Below are 16,718 nucleotides of genomic sequence, written 5' to 3'. Positions count from 1 at the left end.
CCCCCTCAGAGGGACCGGCCGATCGCCAGATATTTGTCCGCCCGCCGCTCGACGAGCTCGTCGGCGCTCAGCCCGGCCAGATCCGCGAGCGCCGCGGCGATCGCGGCCCCGGCCCGCTCGATCGCCAGCTGCGGCTCGCGATGGGCGCCGCCGGTCGGCTCCGGGACGATCTTGTCGATCACGCCGAATTTCAGCAGGTCCTGTGCGGTGATCTTCATGCCGGTCGCGGCATCCTGCGCCCGGGCGGTGTCACGCCACAGGATCGAGGCGGCGCCTTCCGGCGAGATCACCGAATAGATCGCGTGCTCCATCATCAGCACGCGGCTCGCCGCCGCGATCGCGATGGCGCCGCCCGAGCCGCCCTCGCCGATCACCAGCGCGACGCTCGGCGTGCGCAGGGCAAGGCAGGTCTCGGTCGAGCGGGCGATCGCCTCGGCCTGGCCGCGCTCCTCGGCCTCGATGCCGGGATAGGCTCCGGCCGTGTCGATGAAGCTCAGAACCGGCAGGCCGAAACGGTCGGCGAGCTCCATCAGGCGCACCGCCTTGCGATAGCCCTCAGGCTTCGGCATGCCGAAATTATGCCGGATGCGGGTCTCCGTCGAGTTGCCTTTCTCCTGGCCGATGACGCAGACCGGCTCGCCACGGAAGCGGCCGAAGCCGCCGACGATGGCCTCGTCCTCGCCGAAGGCGCGGTCGCCGGCCAGCGGGGTGAACTCATCGATCAGCCCGGCGCAATAATCGAGGAAATGCGGCCGCTGCGGGTGCCGCGCCACCAGCGTCTTCTGCCAGGGCGTCAGCGCGCCATAGAGGTCCTTGAGCGACTGACCGGCCTTGGCCTCGAGCTTCCCGATCTCCTCGGTCAGCGAATAGCCGTCGCCCTTGGCGTCGAGCGCCCGCAGCTCATCGGCCTTGGCCTCCAGTTCGGCAACCGGCTTCTCGAAATCCAGATAGCTTCGCATCGACATCCAGTTCTGGTCCCACATCCTGAAGGGAGACACATCCGCGCGACGGCGACGGTCGGGGAACCCACGAAAAAGCGGCGGACCTTGGCCGCGCCCCGCCGCGATTGTCAACCCGGCGGCGGTGACGCACCATGATCCCGGTTCAGCCGGCGCGACGGCGTCGGCTGCGGCAACAACACCGGCCGGAAGGCGAAACTACGGCGTGTCGCCCGCAAGGGCGCTTGACGATAGAATTGCTTGGTGGCGTCGACGACATGCACCCCGGCAAAGGGCAGCGACAACCCGGCACCGAATTTTTCCCAGGCGCCGGCCGAGCGCAGGAACAGGCGCCGGCGCAGCGGAGGCACATAGAGCGCTTCACTCCAGCTCTCCGGCGAGAACATCGCCCGGCGCATCAGATTCTCGAGTTGGGTGCGGCTGAACGGCCGGCCATGCCCGAAGGGCGTCGTGTCCATCCGGGCCCAGAGCCCACGGCGATTCGGTGCGATCACGATCAGCCTGCCGCCGGGATTGAGCACGCGCGAGGCCTCCTCCAGCAGGTCCTCGGGGCTCTCCGTCTCTTCGAGCGCATGCACGATCAGCACGCGATCGACCGATGCGGTGGGCAGCGGCAGCAAGGTCGGCTCGACCAGCGCGGAGGACGACAGCCCCTGGGAGGGCCAGTTCAGTACGCCCTGCGCCGCCGGCATGAAGGCGATGACGCGCTCGGCCTCGCCGCCGATCAAAGGCAGATAGGGCGTCGCGAAGCCGAGGCCGAGCAATCGCTGGCGCTGGCAATGCGGCCAGAGCCGCAGCACCACCCGTCCGACCGCCTGGCGCGCCACATGCCCGAGCGGACTGGCATAGAAGGCACGCAGGTCGACGACATCGAGAGCCATCCGACGGAGATGGCGCAGGCGGCGCACGAGTGCAAGGGTGCTCCTTGAAGAGGAGATTGGGCTTGGCCTGCCAAAGCCGCTATGAAGCGGCTCGACACGGCCGGCGTTAGGCCGCTGCTTCCGGAGCCTGCCATGCCTCTCGACATCCATGTCTTCCGCACGCTCAGCGACAATGCCGGCGCCCTGCTCCACGATCCGGCGAGCGGAGCCTGCGCCGCCGTCGACGTGCCCGATGCCGGCGAGGTCCTCGCCGCGGCCAGAGCCAAGGGCTGGGCGATCTCGCAGATTCTGGTCACCCATGAGCACGCCGACCATATCCAGGGCATCGCCGCGCTGAAGCAGGCGACCGGCGCCCGCGTCTACGCTCCCGCGGCCGCCCGCGGCGGCGCCCCTGTCGATGTCGTCATCGGCGAAGGCGACCATGTCGCGCTCGGCGGCGATGATTTCGAGGTCTGGGCGACGCCCGGCCATGCCGAAGGCCATGTCAGCCTGATCAGCCGCGCCTCCGCCCTCGCCCTCGTCGGCGACGTCGTCTTCGTCATGGGCTGCGGCCGCGTCATGCCCGGCCGGATGGAGGCGATGTGGACCTCGCTGTCGCGCCTGATGGCGCTGCCGGACGCCACCAGGCTGATCACCGGCCATGACTACACCTTGTCGAACGCGCGCTTCGCCGCGGCGATGGACCCGGGCAATCCCGCAGTCGCAGCCCGCCTCGTCGAGGCCGAGACAGCCAAGGCTGCCGGCCGCTTCTGGGCGCTGACGACGATCGCCGAGGAAAAGGCGACGAATCCGTTCTTCCGCGCCGGTGAGACCGCGCTCGCCGCCACGCTCGGCCTCGTCGGCAAGCCGGCCGGCGAGATCTTTGCCGCGCTGCGCGAAGCCAAGAACAAGTTCTGAGCACCGGCCCTTTTTGGCCCTCATCCTTCGAGACGCGATCTGCGATCGCTCCTCAGGATGAGGGCTGAAGGACCCAGACATCACACAGGACCGCAACCATGAGTCCACGGCTGGACGGCCTCGATGCGGCCGGCATCATCGCGCTGCTCGAGCTGCAGCCGCATCCCGAGGGCGGGCATTACCGCGAGACCTTCCGCGACCCGCAGGGGCCGGAAGGCCGCGGCTTCTCGACCGCGATCTATTACCTGCTCGATGCCGGCGAGAGCTCGCACTGGCACCGTGTCGACGCGGCCGAGATCTGGCATCACTATGCCGGCGCGCCTCTGGCGCTCAGCCTGTCGCAGGACGGCGCCAGCGCCGCGACCCAGCATCTCGGCAAGGATCTCGTCGCCGGCCAGCGCCCGCAGATCGTCGTGCCCGCCGGCTGCTGGCAGAGTGCCGCCTCCCTCGGTGGCTGGACGCTGGTCGGCTGCACGGTCGCGCCGGGCTTCGCCTTCTCGACCTTCGAAATGGCGGAGCCGGGCTGGCAGCCCGGGGATCACTGAGCATGGACAAACCCGTCACCGACCTCGCGCTGGTCCGCGCCTGCGAAAGCCGCATCGTCAATGCCTGGCCCGCGCCCACGACCTTGGTCATCGATGACTGGGTGGTGCGCTTCGCCAATGGCTATTCCGGCCGCGCCAACTCCGCTTCGGCCCTGCAGGCTGACGCGGAAATGGACGATGAAACTCTGGCGTTCATCGAAAAGCTCTATGCCGAGGCCGGGCTGCCGCCGCGCATCCGCTTCACGCCGCTCGTCGCCGAGAGCGCCCGCCTGTGCTTCGCGGCGCGCGGCTACCGGATCGAGACCGCCTCCTTCGGCATGGTCGCCGAGCTCGAGCCGGCTCGGCATCCGCAATGTCCGGACATGCTCGTCGAGCCGCTCGCGACGGAAGCCTGGATCACCGGCGTCTGCAGCCACCAGACCGGCAACAAGCGCAATCGTGCGCATCTGTCAGCCATCGTCTCGGGCGTGCGCCTGCCCGCCGCCTTCGCGACCCTGCTGCATGAGGGCCGCCCCGCCGCCTATGCGATGAGTGTCGCCGAGCGCGGTATGGCCGAAATCGGCGCGGTGATCGTCGACGGGAGCCTGCGCGGAAAAGGTCTCGGCAGGAAGCTGATGCTCGGCCTGATGGGCTGGGCCGCGGCGCAGGGCTGCAGCCTCGCCTATCTCCAGGTCGACCAGAGCAACGGCCTCGCCTTCGAGATGTATCGCCGGCTCGGCTTTCGCACGGTCTACGCCTACGAGACGCGCGTGCGGGACCGCTGAAGCGGCCTTCCGGCACCCGGACCGAAGCTCGCGACCAGCGCCCCGACCACGATCAGCACGCAGGCCAAAGCGAGCAGCCAGCTCGCCGCGGCATAGCCGGCGAGCACCAGGACGATGGTCGAGAGCACCGGAGCTGCATAGGAGGCGACGCCGAGCAGGGAGACGTCGCCCTGCTTCATGCCGATGTCCCAGCAGACGAAGGCGAGTCCGGTCGCACCAAGGCCGAGCCCCAGCACGCCGCCCCACTCGACGAGGCTCGGCGTCCACAAGCTCTGCTCGAAGGCGAGATGGCAGGCCAGGGCCGCGACGGCGCAGCCGAGCATGGTGACGCCGAGGCTCTCCGAGGGAACGCCGGCGAAGCGGCGCGAGACCACCGAATAGCTCGCCCAGACGAAGGCCCCCAGCGCCGCCAGCACATGGCCGAGCTGGATACCGCCACCGCCGGCGCCGAGGCTGCCCGAGATCAGCATCGCCGTCGCCGAAAGGCCGATCAGGGCGCCGGCGAGATGGCGCAGCTTCAGCCCGCCGCCCGGCAAAAGCGCCGCGAACAGCACGATCAGCAGCGGCCAGAGATAATGGATCAGATTGGCCTCGGCCGGCGGCGCCGTCTTGACCGCGGCATAGTAGAGCGCGCTGTCGCCGAAGGGACCGTAGAGCCCAAGGAGGAAGGAGGCCGGCGTCGGCCGCGCCAGATGCAGCTGGCCCCGCGCCGCCGCGATCGCGAGGATGAACAGGCCGCCGATCACGAAGGTCATGGCGACGAGCTGGAACGCCGGAACCCGGCCGCTCATCGCTGTGAATAGCGCCAGAGTCGACCAGAGCAGAATGGCGACGAGGCCGGTCGCGGTGGCGGTGCGGGAGGTCATCGGTGGCGCTCGGCAGAGGCGCGGCAGGGGCGCAGCAGCGGTTAGCAGAGCGGCCCCGCCCTGGCTATGCCCGCCCCGTCACCGAAGCAGAGACGGCGCGCCGCCATGCAGGCGGCGCGCCTGAAGACATCAGGCCATGTACTGACCGCCATTGACGGCGAAGGTCGCTCCGGTGGTGAAGGCGCCGGTATCCGAGGCGAGGAAGACCACGGTCTGGGCGATCTCCTCGGGCTTGCCGAGCCGGCCGACCGGGATGCCGGCGACGACGCGCTTCAGCGCCTCCTCCGGCATCGCCGCGACCATGTCGGTGCCGATATAGCCCGGCGTGATCGCGTTGACGGTGATGCCCTTGTTGGCGTTCTCCTGCGCCAGCGCCTTGACGAAACCGATATCGCCGGCCTTCGCCGCCGAATAGTTGACCTGGCCCATCTGGCCCTTCTGGCCGTTGATCGATGAGATCACGATGATCCGGCCGAAGCCGCGTCCGCGCATGCCCTCGATCACCGGCCGGGTCATGTTGAACAGCGAGTCGAGATTGGTGCGGATGACGTCCGACCACTGCTCCTTGGTCATCTTGTGGAAGAAGCCGTCGCGGGTGATGCCGGCATTGTTGACGAGGATGTCGACCGGCCCGACCTCGGCCTCGACCTTGGCGATGCCGGCGGCGCAGGCGTCATAGTCGCCGACATCCCATTTATAGACGGGAACCCCGGTCTCGGCCTTGAACTTGGCGGCGGCCTCGTCATTGCCGGCATAGCTCGCGGCGACCTTGTAGCCGGCCTCCTGCAGCGCCTTGCAGATCGCCGCGCCGATGCCGCGCGTGCCCCCAGTCACCAAAGCAACCCTAGACATCCTCTGCTCCTCCCTTCGGGCCGGCCCCTCGGCCGCTTATTGTTGCGAGAGATCGAGACCGGGCTCGTAGGCCCGGTCCACATCCTTGATGATCGCCTGCCCGCAGATCACGCGCCCCGCCTTCTCGTCATCGGTCAGGGTCGGGGGGCCGGAGCATGACGCCGAAAAGTGCGAAGCGGTTTTCGGGGCGACGTCATATTCCAGACGACAAGTTTGAGAGACCGATTCAGATGTCAGGCCATGATGGCCTGACATCTTCGGGCTCTCGAGCACCCAGCCACGGCTCAGCGCCTCCGAGACCCGGTGACAGAACGATGCGTCATCGGGTCCGGTCAGGTAGCGGTAGAGCGTGGTCTGCTTGGGCATGCGGCCGGCTCAGCGCTCCACCGCCAGGGCGACGCCCATGCCGCCGCCGATGCACAGCGTGGCGAGGCCCTTCTTGGCGTCGCGCTTGGCCATTTCGTGCAGCAGCGTCACCAGGACGCGCGCGCCCGAGGCGCCGATCGGATGGCCGATCGCGATCGCGCCACCGTTGACGTTGACGATGTCCGGGTTCCAGCCGAGGTCCTTGTTGACCGCCAGCGCCTGGGCCGCGAAGGCCTCGTTGGCCTCGACGAGGTCGAGGTCGCCGATCTTCCAGCCGGCTTTCTCCAGCGCCTTGCGCGTCGCCGGGATCGGCCCGGTGCCCATGATCGCCGGGTCGACGCCGGCCGTCGCCCAGGAGGCGATGCGGGCGAGCGGGGTCAGGCCGCGCTTCGCCGCTTCCTTGGCGGTCATCACCACCAGCGCGGCTGCGCCGTCATTGATGCCCGAGGCGTTGCCGGCAGTGACGGTGCCATCCTTGGAGAAGGCGGGCTTGAGCTTCGCCATCGCCTCGATCGTCGCGCCATGGCGCGGATACTCGTCGGCATCGACGACGATGTCGCCCTTGCGGGTCGAGACGGTGAAGGGGACGATCTCGTCCTTGAAGCGGCCGGCCTTCTGGGCCGCCTCGGCCTTGTTCTGCGAACCGACGGCGAAGCGGTCCTGCTCCTCGCGGCTGAGCTGCCACTTGGTCGCGACGTTCTCCGCGGTGGTGCCCATATGGTAGCCGTGGAAGGCGTCCCAGAGCCCGTCCTTGATCATCGTGTCGATGAACTTGGTGTCGCCCATCTTGGTGCCGTTGCGCAGATGCTGGGCATGCTGCGACATCGACATCGATTCCTGGCCGCCGGCGACGATGATGTCGGCGTCGCCATTGGCGATCTGCTGGAGGCCGATGGCCACGGCGCGCAGGCCCGAGCCGCAGAGCTGGTTCAGCCCCCAGGCGGTCGCCTCCTGCGGGATGCCGGCGATCATCGCGGCCTGGCGGGCCGGGTTCTGGCCCTGACCGGCGGTCAGGATCTGGCCCATGATCACCTCGTCGACCTCGCCGGCCTCGACCTTGGCGCGCTTCAGCGCCTCCTTGATCGCCGCCGCGCCGAGATCGTGAGCCGGCGTATTGGCGAAGGCACCGTTGAAGGCGCCGACGGCGGTGCGCGCAGCGCCCACGATCACGATGTCATTGTCAGCCATGGGCTCGTCCTCCGGTTCTCTCATGCCTTCCGCGCCCGGCGGTCCGGCAAACTCTCCCCCGCACCTTCGAAGGGCGCGGCGACGCCGTCAAGACAGCCATCGGGCGAAGCCTATCATCGAGGCAGCGGCAGGCATCGCCGCCCTGGCGCTCAAAAAACTTGCAGCCGGTGGCCGACAGGCTATCGTCACGCTAGGGAACCGTTTCCGGCGCCGCTCCGATCCCGGGGCGGTCGGTCGGTGCAGGGCGCGTGGATATCTATGGCCAGCGACAAAGAAGCGACCGTCATCAAGAAATACGCCAATCGTCGGCTGTACCACACGGGCACAAGTTCCTATGTCACGCTGGAAGATCTCGCCGGCCTGGTGCGCAATGGCGAGGATTTCGTCGTCTACGATGCCAAGAGCGGCGAGGACATCACCCGCTCGGTGCTGGCCCAGATCATCTTCGAGGAAGAGAGCAAGGACGGGCAGAACCTTTTGCCGATCGCTTTCCTGCGCCAGCTGATCCGCTTCTATGGCGACAGCATGCAGGCACTGGTGCCGCGCTATCTCGAATTCTCGATGGAGAATCTGGCCAAGGAACAGAACCAGTTCCGCGAGCAGATGAGCAAGGCCTTCGGCGGCGGGACTTTCGGCACCGGCGCTCTCGACGCGATCCAGGCCCAGACCCGGGCGAACATGACCATGTTCACCGATGCCTTCCGGCTGTTCAATCCCTTCGCCGCGGCCGGCGCCAAGGCCCAGGCGGAAGCCCCTCCGGCCGCGCCCGAAAATGCGGAACTCGGCGATCTCAAGCGCGAGCTCAACGAGATGCGCGAGATGCTGGACAAGCTCGCCAAGAGCAAGTGAGGCCGGACGAGCGAGGGCGGCTCTATAGCATCGGACCGAAAAGTGGATTCCACTTTTCGGAAAATTCCGATGCGGTAACAATGAGATAGATCACCGTAACCGCGTCCGAACGGACGCGCGGCGACCTAAGGCATCGACCTGGGGGCCGGCTTCGCCCTGCGGTCCATGCCGAAGCCTCAGATCGCCTCGGAAAGCGGCGCGACCAGGGCCGGACTGGACTGCCAGAGTTCGGCCTTGCCGACCAGGTGACCTTGCAGATAGGTCACGCCCCAGTCGCGCAGCATCGCGGCCTGGAGATCGTCGTCGACCCATTCCGCCACCGTCTCGACCTCGAGATGGCGCGCGAGATCGAGCAGCGTGCGCACGAAGAAGCGATCATCGGTCGAGCGCCGCAGATTCTGGGTGAAAGCGCCGTCGAGCTTCAGGATGTCGATCGGAAAGGCGCGCAGATGCCGCAGCGAGGTATGGCCGGCACCGAAATCGTCGATCGCGACGCGCGCGCCCTGTTCCTTGATCCGCGTCAGCAGCTTCACCATCCGCGCGGAATCGGCGATCGTCGCCGTCTCCGTGACCTCGACGATCAGCCGTGACGCCTCGGAGCTGCGGCCTCGGGTGCAGGCGAGGAAGGCATCGAGCCATTCCGGGTCGGCGAGCGAGCGCGGTGATACATTGACCGAAAGCCTCAGCCGCGGCTGCTCGGCCAGCAGGGCCATCACGAGCTCGAGCACGCGATGATCGAACAATCGGATCAGCCTGCGCCGCTCGAGCAGCGGGATCAGCTCGGCTGTGGCGAGGAAGCCCTGTCCCTGCGCCCGCTCCACCCTGAGCAGCGCCTCGCTGAAGACATGGCTGCGCGTGACCGCGCTGACCACCGGCTGCAGGGCCAGCCGGACACGGCGTTCGTTGAGCGCCGTCACCGCCTCGAGATCATGGGCGGCCGAGGCGCCGACGCTCTTGCGCACGACATTGCGCCGCGCGATCACCGCTTCGTCGACAGCGCCGGCCTTGGCGCCGGCGAGCGCGCTCTCGGCCGCGGCGACGAGGGCGCCGCCCTCACGCGCGAAATCCGGCGCGATCGCCGCCCCGAGGCGCAGCCGCGCCAGAGCGATGCCATGCGAGGTCTCGATCGCCGAACTCGCGACCGCCTTGATGAAGCGCTGCGCCGCGACTTCGACCTGCGCCGCCGGACAACCTGCAAGCAGGATGGCGAAGCGATTGCCGGAATAGCGCATCAGCTGGTCGCGCCGGCGCATCACTGAACGCAGCCGCTCCTGCACCTCCTGGATGATCTCGTCGGTCGCCTCATGGCCGAAATCGTCATTGAGTCGGGCGAGCTCGTCGATCGCGCCGATAAGGACCACGAGGCCGCGCTCCGCCGGCAAATGCTCGGCCAGCGCCGCCTCGACATGCTCGACCAGAGCGGAGCGGTCGCAGAGATCGTGGTGATCGACATCGAGTTCCTGCGGCCGCACCGCCCGCTCGAGGCGCAGTACGCCGCGTGCGCGCGCCGGGCGGCCATCCATGCCGGCGAACCAGCGCCCGGCATCCTCGATCCACATCTTGCGGCCGGCGAGGTCGACCGCATAGCGCGTGCGATAGGTCACCCCCTCGCCCGAATCCTGTGCGCCCGCCGAATGGATCGCGTCATAGCGGCTGCGCCCGCTTCCCGGCTCGACCAGACCGGCAAAGGCGAGGCCACGCACCAGCACCGTCGGCGCGACCGGGCCGAGGACCTCTGCGACGTTCGGGCCCCAGTCCAGCGCATCGGTGGCGATGTCCCAGGTGTAGACCACCTCGCCGATCGAAGAGAGCAAGCTGCGCGGATCGACGATCTTCTCGTCGCGAGAGCCGAAGATGGAAGGCACGGGCATCGGACGACGGCCTCGGCGACGGGGGGGCCGTCGGACCCGGATTCGAGAGAGCGGAATCTGTCCCGAAACGATGCATCTCTCTGGCTTAACGGACGGTTAAGCCCGGCCTCGTGCTTGCAGCCTCCAGCCCCGGACAGTCCTGGCGTTTCGGAGCGGCACAATGAGCAAAGAGGTCTGGAACGGCTCTTCCGAGCGGCGCAGTTCCGAACGGCGGCGTCCGCATGCGCCGCTCGTGCCGGCCGCTTTCCTGGTGCAGCTCGCCGCCAGCCATGCCGGGATCGGCCCGTTCGCCAGGCGCAGCCTGGAGACACCCGCCGCCGCAGCCGGCCATTATCGCAAGGCGGCGGGCACAGCGTCCCGCACCACCCGCATCGCGCCGCGCCTGGCCTGAGCGGCCCGCAATCAGGCCCGCGCGCACCCGCAAAACGAAAAAGCCGGCCTGATGGCCGGCCTTCTCAAATCACTCGGGACAAGCGGGCCGCGCCCGCTCGTCCTCAGGCCTCGGTCTTGGCCTTCAGCACCTGGCGGCCGCGATACATGCCCGACTTCAGGTCGACATGGTGCGGACGGCGCAGTTCGCCGGAGTTCTTGTCTTCGATATAGGCAGGCTGCTTCAGCGCGTCGGCCGAGCGGCGCATGCCGCGCTTCGACGGCGAAGTCTTTCTCTTCGGAACGGCCATGGTACTCTCCATCATGCCGCCGCCGGAGGCGCTGGGCTTTCGCCCGCACGACCTGTGCGACGACGTCACATTCGTAAGGTGGCAGGCCTTTACACGCTTGCGCGCGCTCTGGCTAGAGCTCCCCGCCGAAAATCTGGCAAGGCCGCTGCGCTCCGGCGCGGCAGCGCACAGTCGCCGAGCGGCCCGAGCTGCTGCATGCGCCGCTGCACGCGCCCTGCCGCGGCCTGCAGGGCGCGGTTCGGCCGGCCGGGATTGCGCAGGATCGGATTGGGCAACGCCCCGGCCAGGCGCGCCGCCTCTGCCGGCGTCAGCTTCGCCGCCGGCTTGCCGAAATAGCGCTGCGCCGCTGCTTCCGCGCCGAAGACGCCCTCGCCCCATTCGGCGATGTTGAGATAGACCTCGATGATCCGCTGCTTCGGCCAGGCGAGGTCGATCGACAGGGCGACGGGCAGCTCCAGCGCCTTGCGCAGATAGGAGCGCCCAGGCCAGAGGAAGAGGTTCTTCGCGGTCTGCATGGTCAGCGTCGAAGCGCCGCGGCTCGGCCCGTCCTCGTCCTGGAGCACGGCATTGAGCTCGCCCCAGTCGACGCCGGCATGGCTGCAGAAGCGCTGATCCTCGGAGGCGATCACGGCACGGACCAGATGCGGCGAGATCTGCTCCAGCGGTACCCAGTCGCGATTCACCTCGCGAAAACTCAGCCAGCGCCCGAGCATCAGGGTCGATGGCGCCGGAACGAAGCGGTAGAGCACGAGCGCCACGCCGAAGCTGATCGCCAGAGCCAGCATGGTCATCGTCAGGATGCGGATGATTCGCGTCGCGAGGCCGTTGCGCTTCGGTCCCGGATTGCCTGCCATTCCTGTCATGCCCCACGCTTGACGATGAAGCCCGCCTCCTGCAAGCCCCAAAACGCTGGGCACCGGCCCGGCAAGCGAACGCGAGAGGGCCTGATGAGTTCCGCAAAGACCGCCTCCGAGGAGGCTCTTGCCGCCGGCCTGGCCGAGACCGCCGATGCCCTCGAGGCGCTGCTTACCAGCCTGCTGCGCGATGAGCCGGCGGCCGGCGAGATCCATCGGCCGGCGCGCCTGCTGGCAGCGATGCGTCATGGCGCGCTCGGCGGCGGCAAGCGCCTGCGCCCCTTCCTGGTCGCCGAGACCGCCCGCATCTTCGGTGTCGATCGCGCGCAGGCCCTGCGTGCCGGCGCGGCCGTCGAGCTCGCCCATTGCTATTCGCTGGTCCATGACGACCTGCCGGCCATGGACGATGACGACATCCGCCGCGGCCGGCCGACCGTGCACAAGGCCTATGACGAGGCGACGGCGATCCTCGCCGGCGACAGCCTGCTGACGCTCGCCTTCGACGTCCTCTCTGACCCCGCCACGCATCGCCACGGCGAGACGCGCGCTGCATTGGTGCTGATGCTATCGCGCGCGCTCGGTGCCGGCGGCATGGTCGGTGGCCAGATGCTCGATCTGGCGGCCGAAGGGCGCTTTCCCGCGGAAGGCGCGCCTGCGCGCCTCGGCGAGGCCGCGATCCTGCGCCTGCAGGCGATGAAGACCGGCGCGCTGCTGGCGGCGAGCGTCGCGCTCGGCGCCCGTCTCGGACAGGCCGATGCTGAAAGCCTGGCAGCGCTGACGGATTACGGCCGGGCGCTCGGAGCGGCCTTCCAGGTCGCCGACGACATTCTCGATATCGAGGCCAGCCCCGAGCAGATGGGCAAGGCGACCGCCAAGGACGATGCCAGGGGCAAGGCGACCCTGGTCGCCGCGCTCGGCCTCGAAGCGGCCAAGCGCGAACGCGATCGCTTCAGCGAGCAGGCGATCGCGACCCTCGGCAGGTTCGGGCCGGAGGCGGCGATGCTGCGGGCGGCGGCGCGCTTCGCCGCCAATCGCAAGAGCTGAGCCCGCCCTGCCCGGGCGGGCGCTACGCCGCGACGAGGCTCGCCCCGCTCAGACCGTGACCTGCGTGCCGACCTCGACCACGCGTCCCGTCGGGATCTGGAAGAAGTTGGTGGCGTCGGTCGCGCTCTTGGTCAGGCCGATGAAGAGATTGTCCTGCCAGACCGGCATGCCCGAATTCGGCGAGGCCTTGATCGAGCGGCGCGACAGGAAGAACGAGGTCGACATGATGTCGAACTTGAAGCCCTGCTTGCGCAGGATGGCGAGCCCCTTGGGAATGTTCGGGCTCTCCATATAGCCGTAGACCATCTCGACGCGCCAGAAATCCTCGGTGATCCGCGACAGCCTGACCCGCTCGCTCTCGGCGACGCGCGGCGTATCGGCCGAGCGCACGGTCAGGATCACGTTGCGCTCGTGCAGCACCTTGTTGTGCTTGAGATTGTGCAGCAGCGAGGCCGGCGCCGTCTCGGGATCGCTGGTCAGGAACACCGCCATGCCCTTGACCCGGTAAGGCGGGCTCTTGGTCAGCATGCCGACCAGTTCGAGCAGCGGCACATCGGTCTTGCGCGTCTTGTCGAACAGGATCCGTGTGCCGCGCACCCAGGTCCACATCAGCACGGTCAGCGCGATCGCGAACAGCACCGGGACATAGCCGCCGCTGAACAGCTTAAGCAGATTGGCGGAGAAGAAGGCGATGTCGATCAGCAGGAACGGCACCAGCACCAGCGAGGTTGCCAGCAGGCTCCAGCGCCAGCCCCGCCAGATCACGATGAAGGCGAGCAGCGAATCCACCGCCATCGCGCCGAACACCGAGATGCCATAGGCGTGCGACAGATTGGAGGAGGTCCTGAAGGTCCAGATCAGCAGCAGCACGGTCAACAGCAGCAGCGTGTTCATCCGCGGGATGAAGATCTGGCCGGAGGTATGTTCCGAGGTGTGCCGGATCTCGAGCCGCGGCAGCAGCCCGAGCTGGATCGCCTGCCGGGTCAGCGAGAAGGCGCCGGTGATCACCGCCTGGCTGGCGATGATGGTGGCGATCGTCGCCATGATCACCAGCGGCAGGGTGAAGCCCTGCGGCGCCAGACGGAAGAACGGATTCTCGATCGCCGAGGAATCGGAGAGGATCAGCGCGCCCTGGCCGAGATAGTTCAGCCACAGCGCCGGGAAGACCAGATAGAGCCAGGCGCCGCGGATCGGCCCGCGCCCGAAATGGCCCATATCGGCATAGAGCGCCTCCGCCCCGGTCACCGCCAGACAGACCGTGCCGAGCACAGCGAGCGACAGGCCGGGATGGTCGACGAAGAAGCGCAGGCCATAATAGGGATTGATCGAGGCCAAGACCCCGAGATCGTCGGAGATATGGTAGATTCCGAGCCCACCCAGGGTCAGGAACCAGAGCGTCATCACCGGACCGAAGAAATTCGCGACCTTGGCCGTGCCGCGGCTCTGCACCAGGAAGAGCGCGATCATGATCACTGAGGCGATGCTCACGACATAGTCGTCGAGCACCGGTGTCACCAGCTTGATGCCCTCGATCGCCGAGAGCACCGAGATCGCCGGGGTGATCACCGCATCGCCATAGAACAGCGCCGCCCCGGCCATGCCGAGGAACAGCACCACGCCGCCGCGGGACCGGCCGAGCGCACGCTGCGCCAGCGCGACCAGGGTCAGCGTGCCGCCCTCGCCGTTATTGTCGGCCCGTAGCAGCAGCACGACATATTTCAGCGTCACGACGCTGACCAGCGACCACAGGATCAGCGAGAGCACGCCGAGGATGACCTCGCGCGGCAGCGGGCCGGCGAGCGTGACGTCGACCGCACCGCCATGGCCGCCCGAGGCGGCGCCGGTCGCGGCCAGGATCGTCTCGCGCAACGCATAGAGCGGACTGGTGCCGATATCGCCAAAAACCACGCCGAGCGCGCCGAGCGCCAGCGCCGCATAGCTATGCGAGGAATGCCCGCCACTTACCGGCTCTTCGAGCCCGAAGCGGTCCCCGTCCGGCTTGGCAGGGGCCGGATTCTGCTGGTCATGACCCATCAGGGATGCTCCGCGGATGCTGCGATGCAGCGAAAGGCCGGGGCCTCTAGCACGGCCCGTATCGCACGCATAGGCGCAAGCCCACCAAAGCCACAGTCGGCTCGCGGCTATTCCGCCGCCTTGCGCAACTCATAGGCCTGCCCGTAGCGCCGGCCGATATACTCGTCGACCATGGTCTTGAACTCGGTCGCGATGTTGGCGCCGCGCAGGGTCGTGACCTTCTTGCCGTCGACGAAGACCGGTGCGGTCGGCGCCTCGCCGGTGCCGGGCAGCGAGATGCCGATATCGGCATGCTTGGATTCGCCGGGGCCGTTGACGATGCAGCCCATCACCGCGACGTTCAGCCCCTCGACGCCGGGATAGCGCAGCTTCCACTCGGGCATCGAAGCGGCGATCCAGTCCTGGATGTCCCGCGCCAGCTCCTGGAAAACCGTCGAGGTCGTACGCCCGCAGCCCGGACAGGCGGCGACCTGCGGCACGAAGGCCCTGAAGCCCATGGTCTGCAGCAGTTCCTGCGAGGCCTTGACCTCGAGCGTGCGGTCTCCGCCCGGCTCCGGCGTCAGCGAGAAGCGGATCGTGTCGCCGATCCCGTCCTGCAGCAGCACGCCGAGCGCCGCCGAGGAAGCGACCAGCCCCTTGGAGCCCATGCCCGCCTCGGTCAGGCCGAGATGGATGGCGTAGTCGCCGCGCGAGGCCAGCATCCGGTAGACCGCAATCAGGTCCTGCACGCCCGAGACCTTGGCCGAGAGGATGATCCGGTCGCGCCCGAGCCCGATCTCCTCGGCGCGCTCGGCCGAGAACAGCGCCGAGCGCACCATCGCCTCGCGCATCACGGCGCGCGCATCGATCGGCCGCGGCGACCGCGCATTGATGTCCATCAGCCCGGTCAGCAGCTCCTGGTCGAGCGAGCCCCAATTGGCGCCGATGCGCACGCTCTTGCCGTGTTTGATCGCGAGCTCGACGATCTGGCCGAACTGCCTGTCCTTCTTGTCCTTGAAGCCGACATTGCCGGGATTGATCCGGTATTTCGCCAGCGCCTGCGCGCAGGCCGGATGATCGGCCAGCAGCTTGTGCCCGATATAGTGGAAATCGCCGATCAGCGGCACGTCGATGCCGAGAATGTCGAGCCGCTCGCGGATATGCGGCACCGCCGCCGCCGCCTCGTCGCGGTCGACCGTGATGCGCACCAGCTCGGAGCCGGCCCGCGCCAGCGCCGCGACCTGGCCGACCGTCGCCGGGATGTCGGCGGTGTCGGTATTGGTCATCGACTGCACGACGATCGGCGCGCCACCGCCGACCTTGACGTGCCCGACCATGACCGGGACCGTACCTGCCCGCGGCGCGGGCGCGGCATGCGGACCTTCGGGCAGGCAGATCTGGAGCGGCTCGGTCATGAAGAAGGTCCGGATTTCAGGGCCGGGAACGGTTCACTGCGGCTGAACTGCGCCCTTGAAGGAAAATCGTCAAGCGGCGTCGGCATGACGACAATGCTCACAGCGTCCGACGATCTCCACGACCTGATAGGAAGGCTTGAACTGCCGGGCCTGCGCCATGCCGCGGATCGCTCCGCGCATGGCGGGCGAGGCATCCTCGTCGACCCCGCCGCAGACCTCGCAGATCAGGAAGGCGACCGCCTCGTCGGCGCCATGGCCGTGCGGGCAGGCGATGAAGGCGTTGCGCGAGCTCAGACGGTGCACGAAGCCCTGCTCGACCAGGAAGTCGAGGGCGCGATAGATCGAGATCGGCGCCAGCCGGCGCCCGCCCGGCGGCGAAATCCGGTCGGCGAGATCATAGGCGCCGACTGGGCGGTGGTCGGCATAGAGCGCCTCGAGCGTCTTGCGCCGGATCGGCGTCAACCGCAGGCCGCGCTCCCTGCACACCGCCTCGGCCCGGGCCAACCCCGCCTCGGCCTGGCCGGCATGGTCGTGCGCGTGCCGGCAGCCGCCCTCGGCATGGGCGTGCTCATGGCTGTGATCGTGCGCATCTGGCTGCATTTTTGTCATGTTGCGTTGCAATATCACATAAGGCACCGTCCGGCGACCAAGTCTCGCCGACTGGCGCGGCCGCC

General features: G+C 68.2%; 17 protein-coding genes and 1 pseudogene. 6 read left to right on the top strand and 12 right to left on the bottom strand.

Translation table 11 applies throughout. The annotated features are described in order from the left end of the window. Positions 1-5 precede the first annotated feature (5 nt). Together AC3RCC_RS04450 and AC3RCC_RS04445 are read right to left on the bottom strand one after the other, a co-directional pair. Positions 6-959 (bottom strand): acetyl-CoA carboxylase carboxyltransferase subunit alpha, encoded by a 954-nt coding sequence (locus AC3RCC_RS04450; protein ID WP_492257719.1) that lies wholly within the window; start codon positions 957-959, stop codon positions 6-8. Positions 960-1,069: 110 nt separating this feature from the next. Then, a complete protein-coding gene (locus tag AC3RCC_RS04445; RefSeq protein ID WP_291639018.1) occupies positions 1,070-1,840 on the bottom strand; it encodes a class I SAM-dependent methyltransferase in 771 nt (256 codons plus the stop codon). Between the two features lie 132 nt (positions 1,841-1,972). On the opposite strand from AC3RCC_RS04445, the gene gloB reads away from it, so the two are divergent. The 3 genes from gloB (at position 1,973) to AC3RCC_RS04430 (ending at position 4,046) form a co-directional block, all read left to right on the top strand. Continuing rightward, entirely contained in the window at positions 1,973-2,737 is a 765-nt protein-coding gene (gloB, locus tag AC3RCC_RS04440) for a hydroxyacylglutathione hydrolase (protein ID WP_492257718.1), read from the top strand. 98 nt (positions 2,738-2,835) lie between these two features. Continuing rightward, positions 2,836-3,282, top strand: coding sequence for a cupin domain-containing protein (locus AC3RCC_RS04435; protein WP_492257717.1), 447 nt, complete (start codon positions 2,836-2,838; stop codon positions 3,280-3,282). A 2-nt stretch (positions 3,283-3,284) separates the two neighbouring features. Next, positions 3,285-4,046 carry a GNAT family N-acetyltransferase gene (locus AC3RCC_RS04430; protein WP_492257716.1) on the top strand — a complete coding sequence of 254 codons (762 nt, stop codon included), beginning with the start codon at positions 3,285-3,287 and terminating at the stop codon, positions 4,044-4,046. On the opposite strand, the gene yddG is transcribed toward AC3RCC_RS04430, so the two are convergent. From yddG to AC3RCC_RS04410, 4 genes and pseudogenes are all read right to left on the bottom strand, one after another. Continuing rightward, the gene (gene yddG / locus AC3RCC_RS04425) at positions 4,019-4,912 is read right to left on the bottom strand and encodes an aromatic amino acid exporter YddG (RefSeq protein WP_492257715.1); all 894 of its coding nucleotides are present in this window, start codon (positions 4,910-4,912) and stop codon (positions 4,019-4,021) included. The genes AC3RCC_RS04430 and yddG overlap by 28 nt on opposite strands. Positions 4,913-5,041: 129 nt before the next feature. Then, positions 5,042-5,764 carry an acetoacetyl-CoA reductase gene (gene phbB, locus AC3RCC_RS04420; RefSeq protein WP_291639003.1) on the bottom strand — a complete coding sequence of 241 codons (723 nt, stop codon included), beginning with the start codon at positions 5,762-5,764 and terminating at the stop codon, positions 5,042-5,044. A 264-nt stretch (positions 5,765-6,028) separates the two neighbouring features. Then, positions 6,029-6,130, bottom strand: a pseudogene (locus tag AC3RCC_RS04415) (DUF1737 domain-containing protein); the annotation flags it as partial. A gap of 9 nt (positions 6,131-6,139) precedes the next feature. Continuing rightward, positions 6,140-7,318 carry an acetyl-CoA C-acetyltransferase gene (locus AC3RCC_RS04410; protein WP_291639002.1) on the bottom strand — a complete coding sequence of 393 codons (1,179 nt, stop codon included), beginning with the start codon at positions 7,316-7,318 and terminating at the stop codon, positions 6,140-6,142. 258 nt (positions 7,319-7,576) lie between these two features. Here AC3RCC_RS04410 and phaR point away from each other — a divergent pair, with 258 nt between their 5' ends. Next, complete coding sequence (gene phaR / locus AC3RCC_RS04405; protein ID WP_492257714.1) at positions 7,577-8,167, top strand: polyhydroxyalkanoate synthesis repressor PhaR; 591 nt, start codon at positions 7,577-7,579, stop codon at positions 8,165-8,167. A 176-nt stretch (positions 8,168-8,343) separates the two neighbouring features. On the opposite strand, the gene AC3RCC_RS04400 is transcribed toward phaR, so the two are convergent. Continuing rightward, the gene (locus tag AC3RCC_RS04400) at positions 8,344-10,038 is read right to left on the bottom strand and encodes an EAL domain-containing protein (RefSeq protein ID WP_492257713.1); all 1,695 of its coding nucleotides are present in this window, start codon (positions 10,036-10,038) and stop codon (positions 8,344-8,346) included. Positions 10,039-10,198: 160 nt separating this feature from the next. Between AC3RCC_RS04400 and AC3RCC_RS04395 the strand changes: the two genes are divergently transcribed. Further along, positions 10,199-10,429 carry a hypothetical protein gene (locus tag AC3RCC_RS04395; RefSeq protein ID WP_492257712.1) on the top strand — a complete coding sequence of 77 codons (231 nt, stop codon included), beginning with the start codon at positions 10,199-10,201 and terminating at the stop codon, positions 10,427-10,429. A 103-nt stretch (positions 10,430-10,532) separates the two neighbouring features. On the opposite strand, the gene rpmF is transcribed toward AC3RCC_RS04395, so the two are convergent. Beyond that, positions 10,533-10,718, bottom strand: a complete 186-nt coding sequence (gene rpmF / locus AC3RCC_RS04390; RefSeq protein ID WP_291638998.1) for a 50S ribosomal protein L32 — start codon at positions 10,716-10,718, stop codon at positions 10,533-10,535. A gap of 89 nt (positions 10,719-10,807) precedes the next feature. Then, positions 10,808-11,581 (bottom strand): monofunctional biosynthetic peptidoglycan transglycosylase, encoded by a 774-nt coding sequence (mtgA, locus tag AC3RCC_RS04385; RefSeq protein WP_492257711.1) that lies wholly within the window; start codon positions 11,579-11,581, stop codon positions 10,808-10,810. 84 nt (positions 11,582-11,665) lie between these two features. Here mtgA and AC3RCC_RS04380 point away from each other — a divergent pair, with 84 nt between their 5' ends. After that, the gene (locus tag AC3RCC_RS04380) at positions 11,666-12,616 is read left to right on the top strand and encodes a polyprenyl synthetase family protein (protein ID WP_492257710.1); all 951 of its coding nucleotides are present in this window, start codon (positions 11,666-11,668) and stop codon (positions 12,614-12,616) included. 48 nt (positions 12,617-12,664) lie between these two features. On the opposite strand, the gene AC3RCC_RS04375 is transcribed toward AC3RCC_RS04380, so the two are convergent. The 3 genes from AC3RCC_RS04375 to AC3RCC_RS04365 all read right to left on the bottom strand — a co-directional run bounded on the left by AC3RCC_RS04375 (position 12,665) and on the right by AC3RCC_RS04365 (position 16,644). Then, positions 12,665-14,650 (bottom strand): potassium transporter Kup, encoded by a 1,986-nt coding sequence (locus tag AC3RCC_RS04375; RefSeq protein WP_291638996.1) that lies wholly within the window; start codon positions 14,648-14,650, stop codon positions 12,665-12,667. 107 nt (positions 14,651-14,757) lie between these two features. Then, entirely contained in the window at positions 14,758-16,044 is a 1,287-nt protein-coding gene (ispG, locus tag AC3RCC_RS04370) for a flavodoxin-dependent (E)-4-hydroxy-3-methylbut-2-enyl-diphosphate synthase (RefSeq protein WP_492257709.1), read from the bottom strand. Positions 16,045-16,113: 69 nt separating this feature from the next. After that, positions 16,114-16,644 (bottom strand): Fur family transcriptional regulator, encoded by a 531-nt coding sequence (locus AC3RCC_RS04365; RefSeq protein WP_492257708.1) that lies wholly within the window; start codon positions 16,642-16,644, stop codon positions 16,114-16,116. Positions 16,645-16,718: the final 74 nt, after the last annotated feature.

It is taken from the genome of Allobosea sp. GW823-FHT01F03 (assembly GCF_058798075.1).
The sequence above is the reverse complement of the archived record's forward strand: the minus strand, read 5'-3'. Positions and strand labels throughout refer to the sequence as shown.

Bases quoted from the DNA above. Each gene is read 5' to 3' on its own strand.
- mtgA (WP_492257711.1), bottom strand. From the start codon at position 11,581: ATGACAGGAATGGCAGGCAATCCGGGACCGAAGCGCAACGGCCTCGCG.
- AC3RCC_RS04410 (WP_291639002.1), bottom strand. From the start codon at position 7,318: ATGGCTGACAATGACATCGTGATCGTGGGCGCTGCGCGCACCGCCGTC.
- AC3RCC_RS04375 (WP_291638996.1), bottom strand. From the start codon at position 14,650: ATGGGTCATGACCAGCAGAATCCGGCCCCTGCCAAGCCGGACGGGGAC.
- AC3RCC_RS04400 (WP_492257713.1), bottom strand. From the start codon at position 10,038: ATGCCCGTGCCTTCCATCTTCGGCTCTCGCGACGAGAAGATCGTCGAT.
- yddG (WP_492257715.1), bottom strand. From the start codon at position 4,912: ATGACCTCCCGCACCGCCACCGCGACCGGCCTCGTCGCCATTCTGCTC.
- AC3RCC_RS04450 (WP_492257719.1), bottom strand. From the start codon at position 959: ATGCGAAGCTATCTGGATTTCGAGAAGCCGGTTGCCGAACTGGAGGCC.
- AC3RCC_RS04380 (WP_492257710.1), top strand. From the start codon at position 11,666: ATGAGTTCCGCAAAGACCGCCTCCGAGGAGGCTCTTGCCGCCGGCCTG.
- ispG (WP_492257709.1), bottom strand. From the start codon at position 16,044: ATGACCGAGCCGCTCCAGATCTGCCTGCCCGAAGGTCCGCATGCCGCG.
- AC3RCC_RS04365 (WP_492257708.1), bottom strand. From the start codon at position 16,644: ATGCAGCCAGATGCGCACGATCACAGCCATGAGCACGCCCATGCCGAG.
- AC3RCC_RS04430 (WP_492257716.1), top strand. From the start codon at position 3,285: ATGGACAAACCCGTCACCGACCTCGCGCTGGTCCGCGCCTGCGAAAGC.
- AC3RCC_RS04435 (WP_492257717.1), top strand. From the start codon at position 2,836: ATGAGTCCACGGCTGGACGGCCTCGATGCGGCCGGCATCATCGCGCTG.
- gloB (WP_492257718.1), top strand. From the start codon at position 1,973: ATGCCTCTCGACATCCATGTCTTCCGCACGCTCAGCGACAATGCCGGC.
- AC3RCC_RS04445 (WP_291639018.1), bottom strand. From the start codon at position 1,840: ATGGCTCTCGATGTCGTCGACCTGCGTGCCTTCTATGCCAGTCCGCTC.
- phbB (WP_291639003.1), bottom strand. From the start codon at position 5,764: ATGTCTAGGGTTGCTTTGGTGACTGGGGGCACGCGCGGCATCGGCGCG.
- AC3RCC_RS04395 (WP_492257712.1), top strand. From the start codon at position 10,199: ATGAGCAAAGAGGTCTGGAACGGCTCTTCCGAGCGGCGCAGTTCCGAA.
- rpmF (WP_291638998.1), bottom strand. From the start codon at position 10,718: ATGGCCGTTCCGAAGAGAAAGACTTCGCCGTCGAAGCGCGGCATGCGC.
- phaR (WP_492257714.1), top strand. From the start codon at position 7,577: ATGGCCAGCGACAAAGAAGCGACCGTCATCAAGAAATACGCCAATCGT.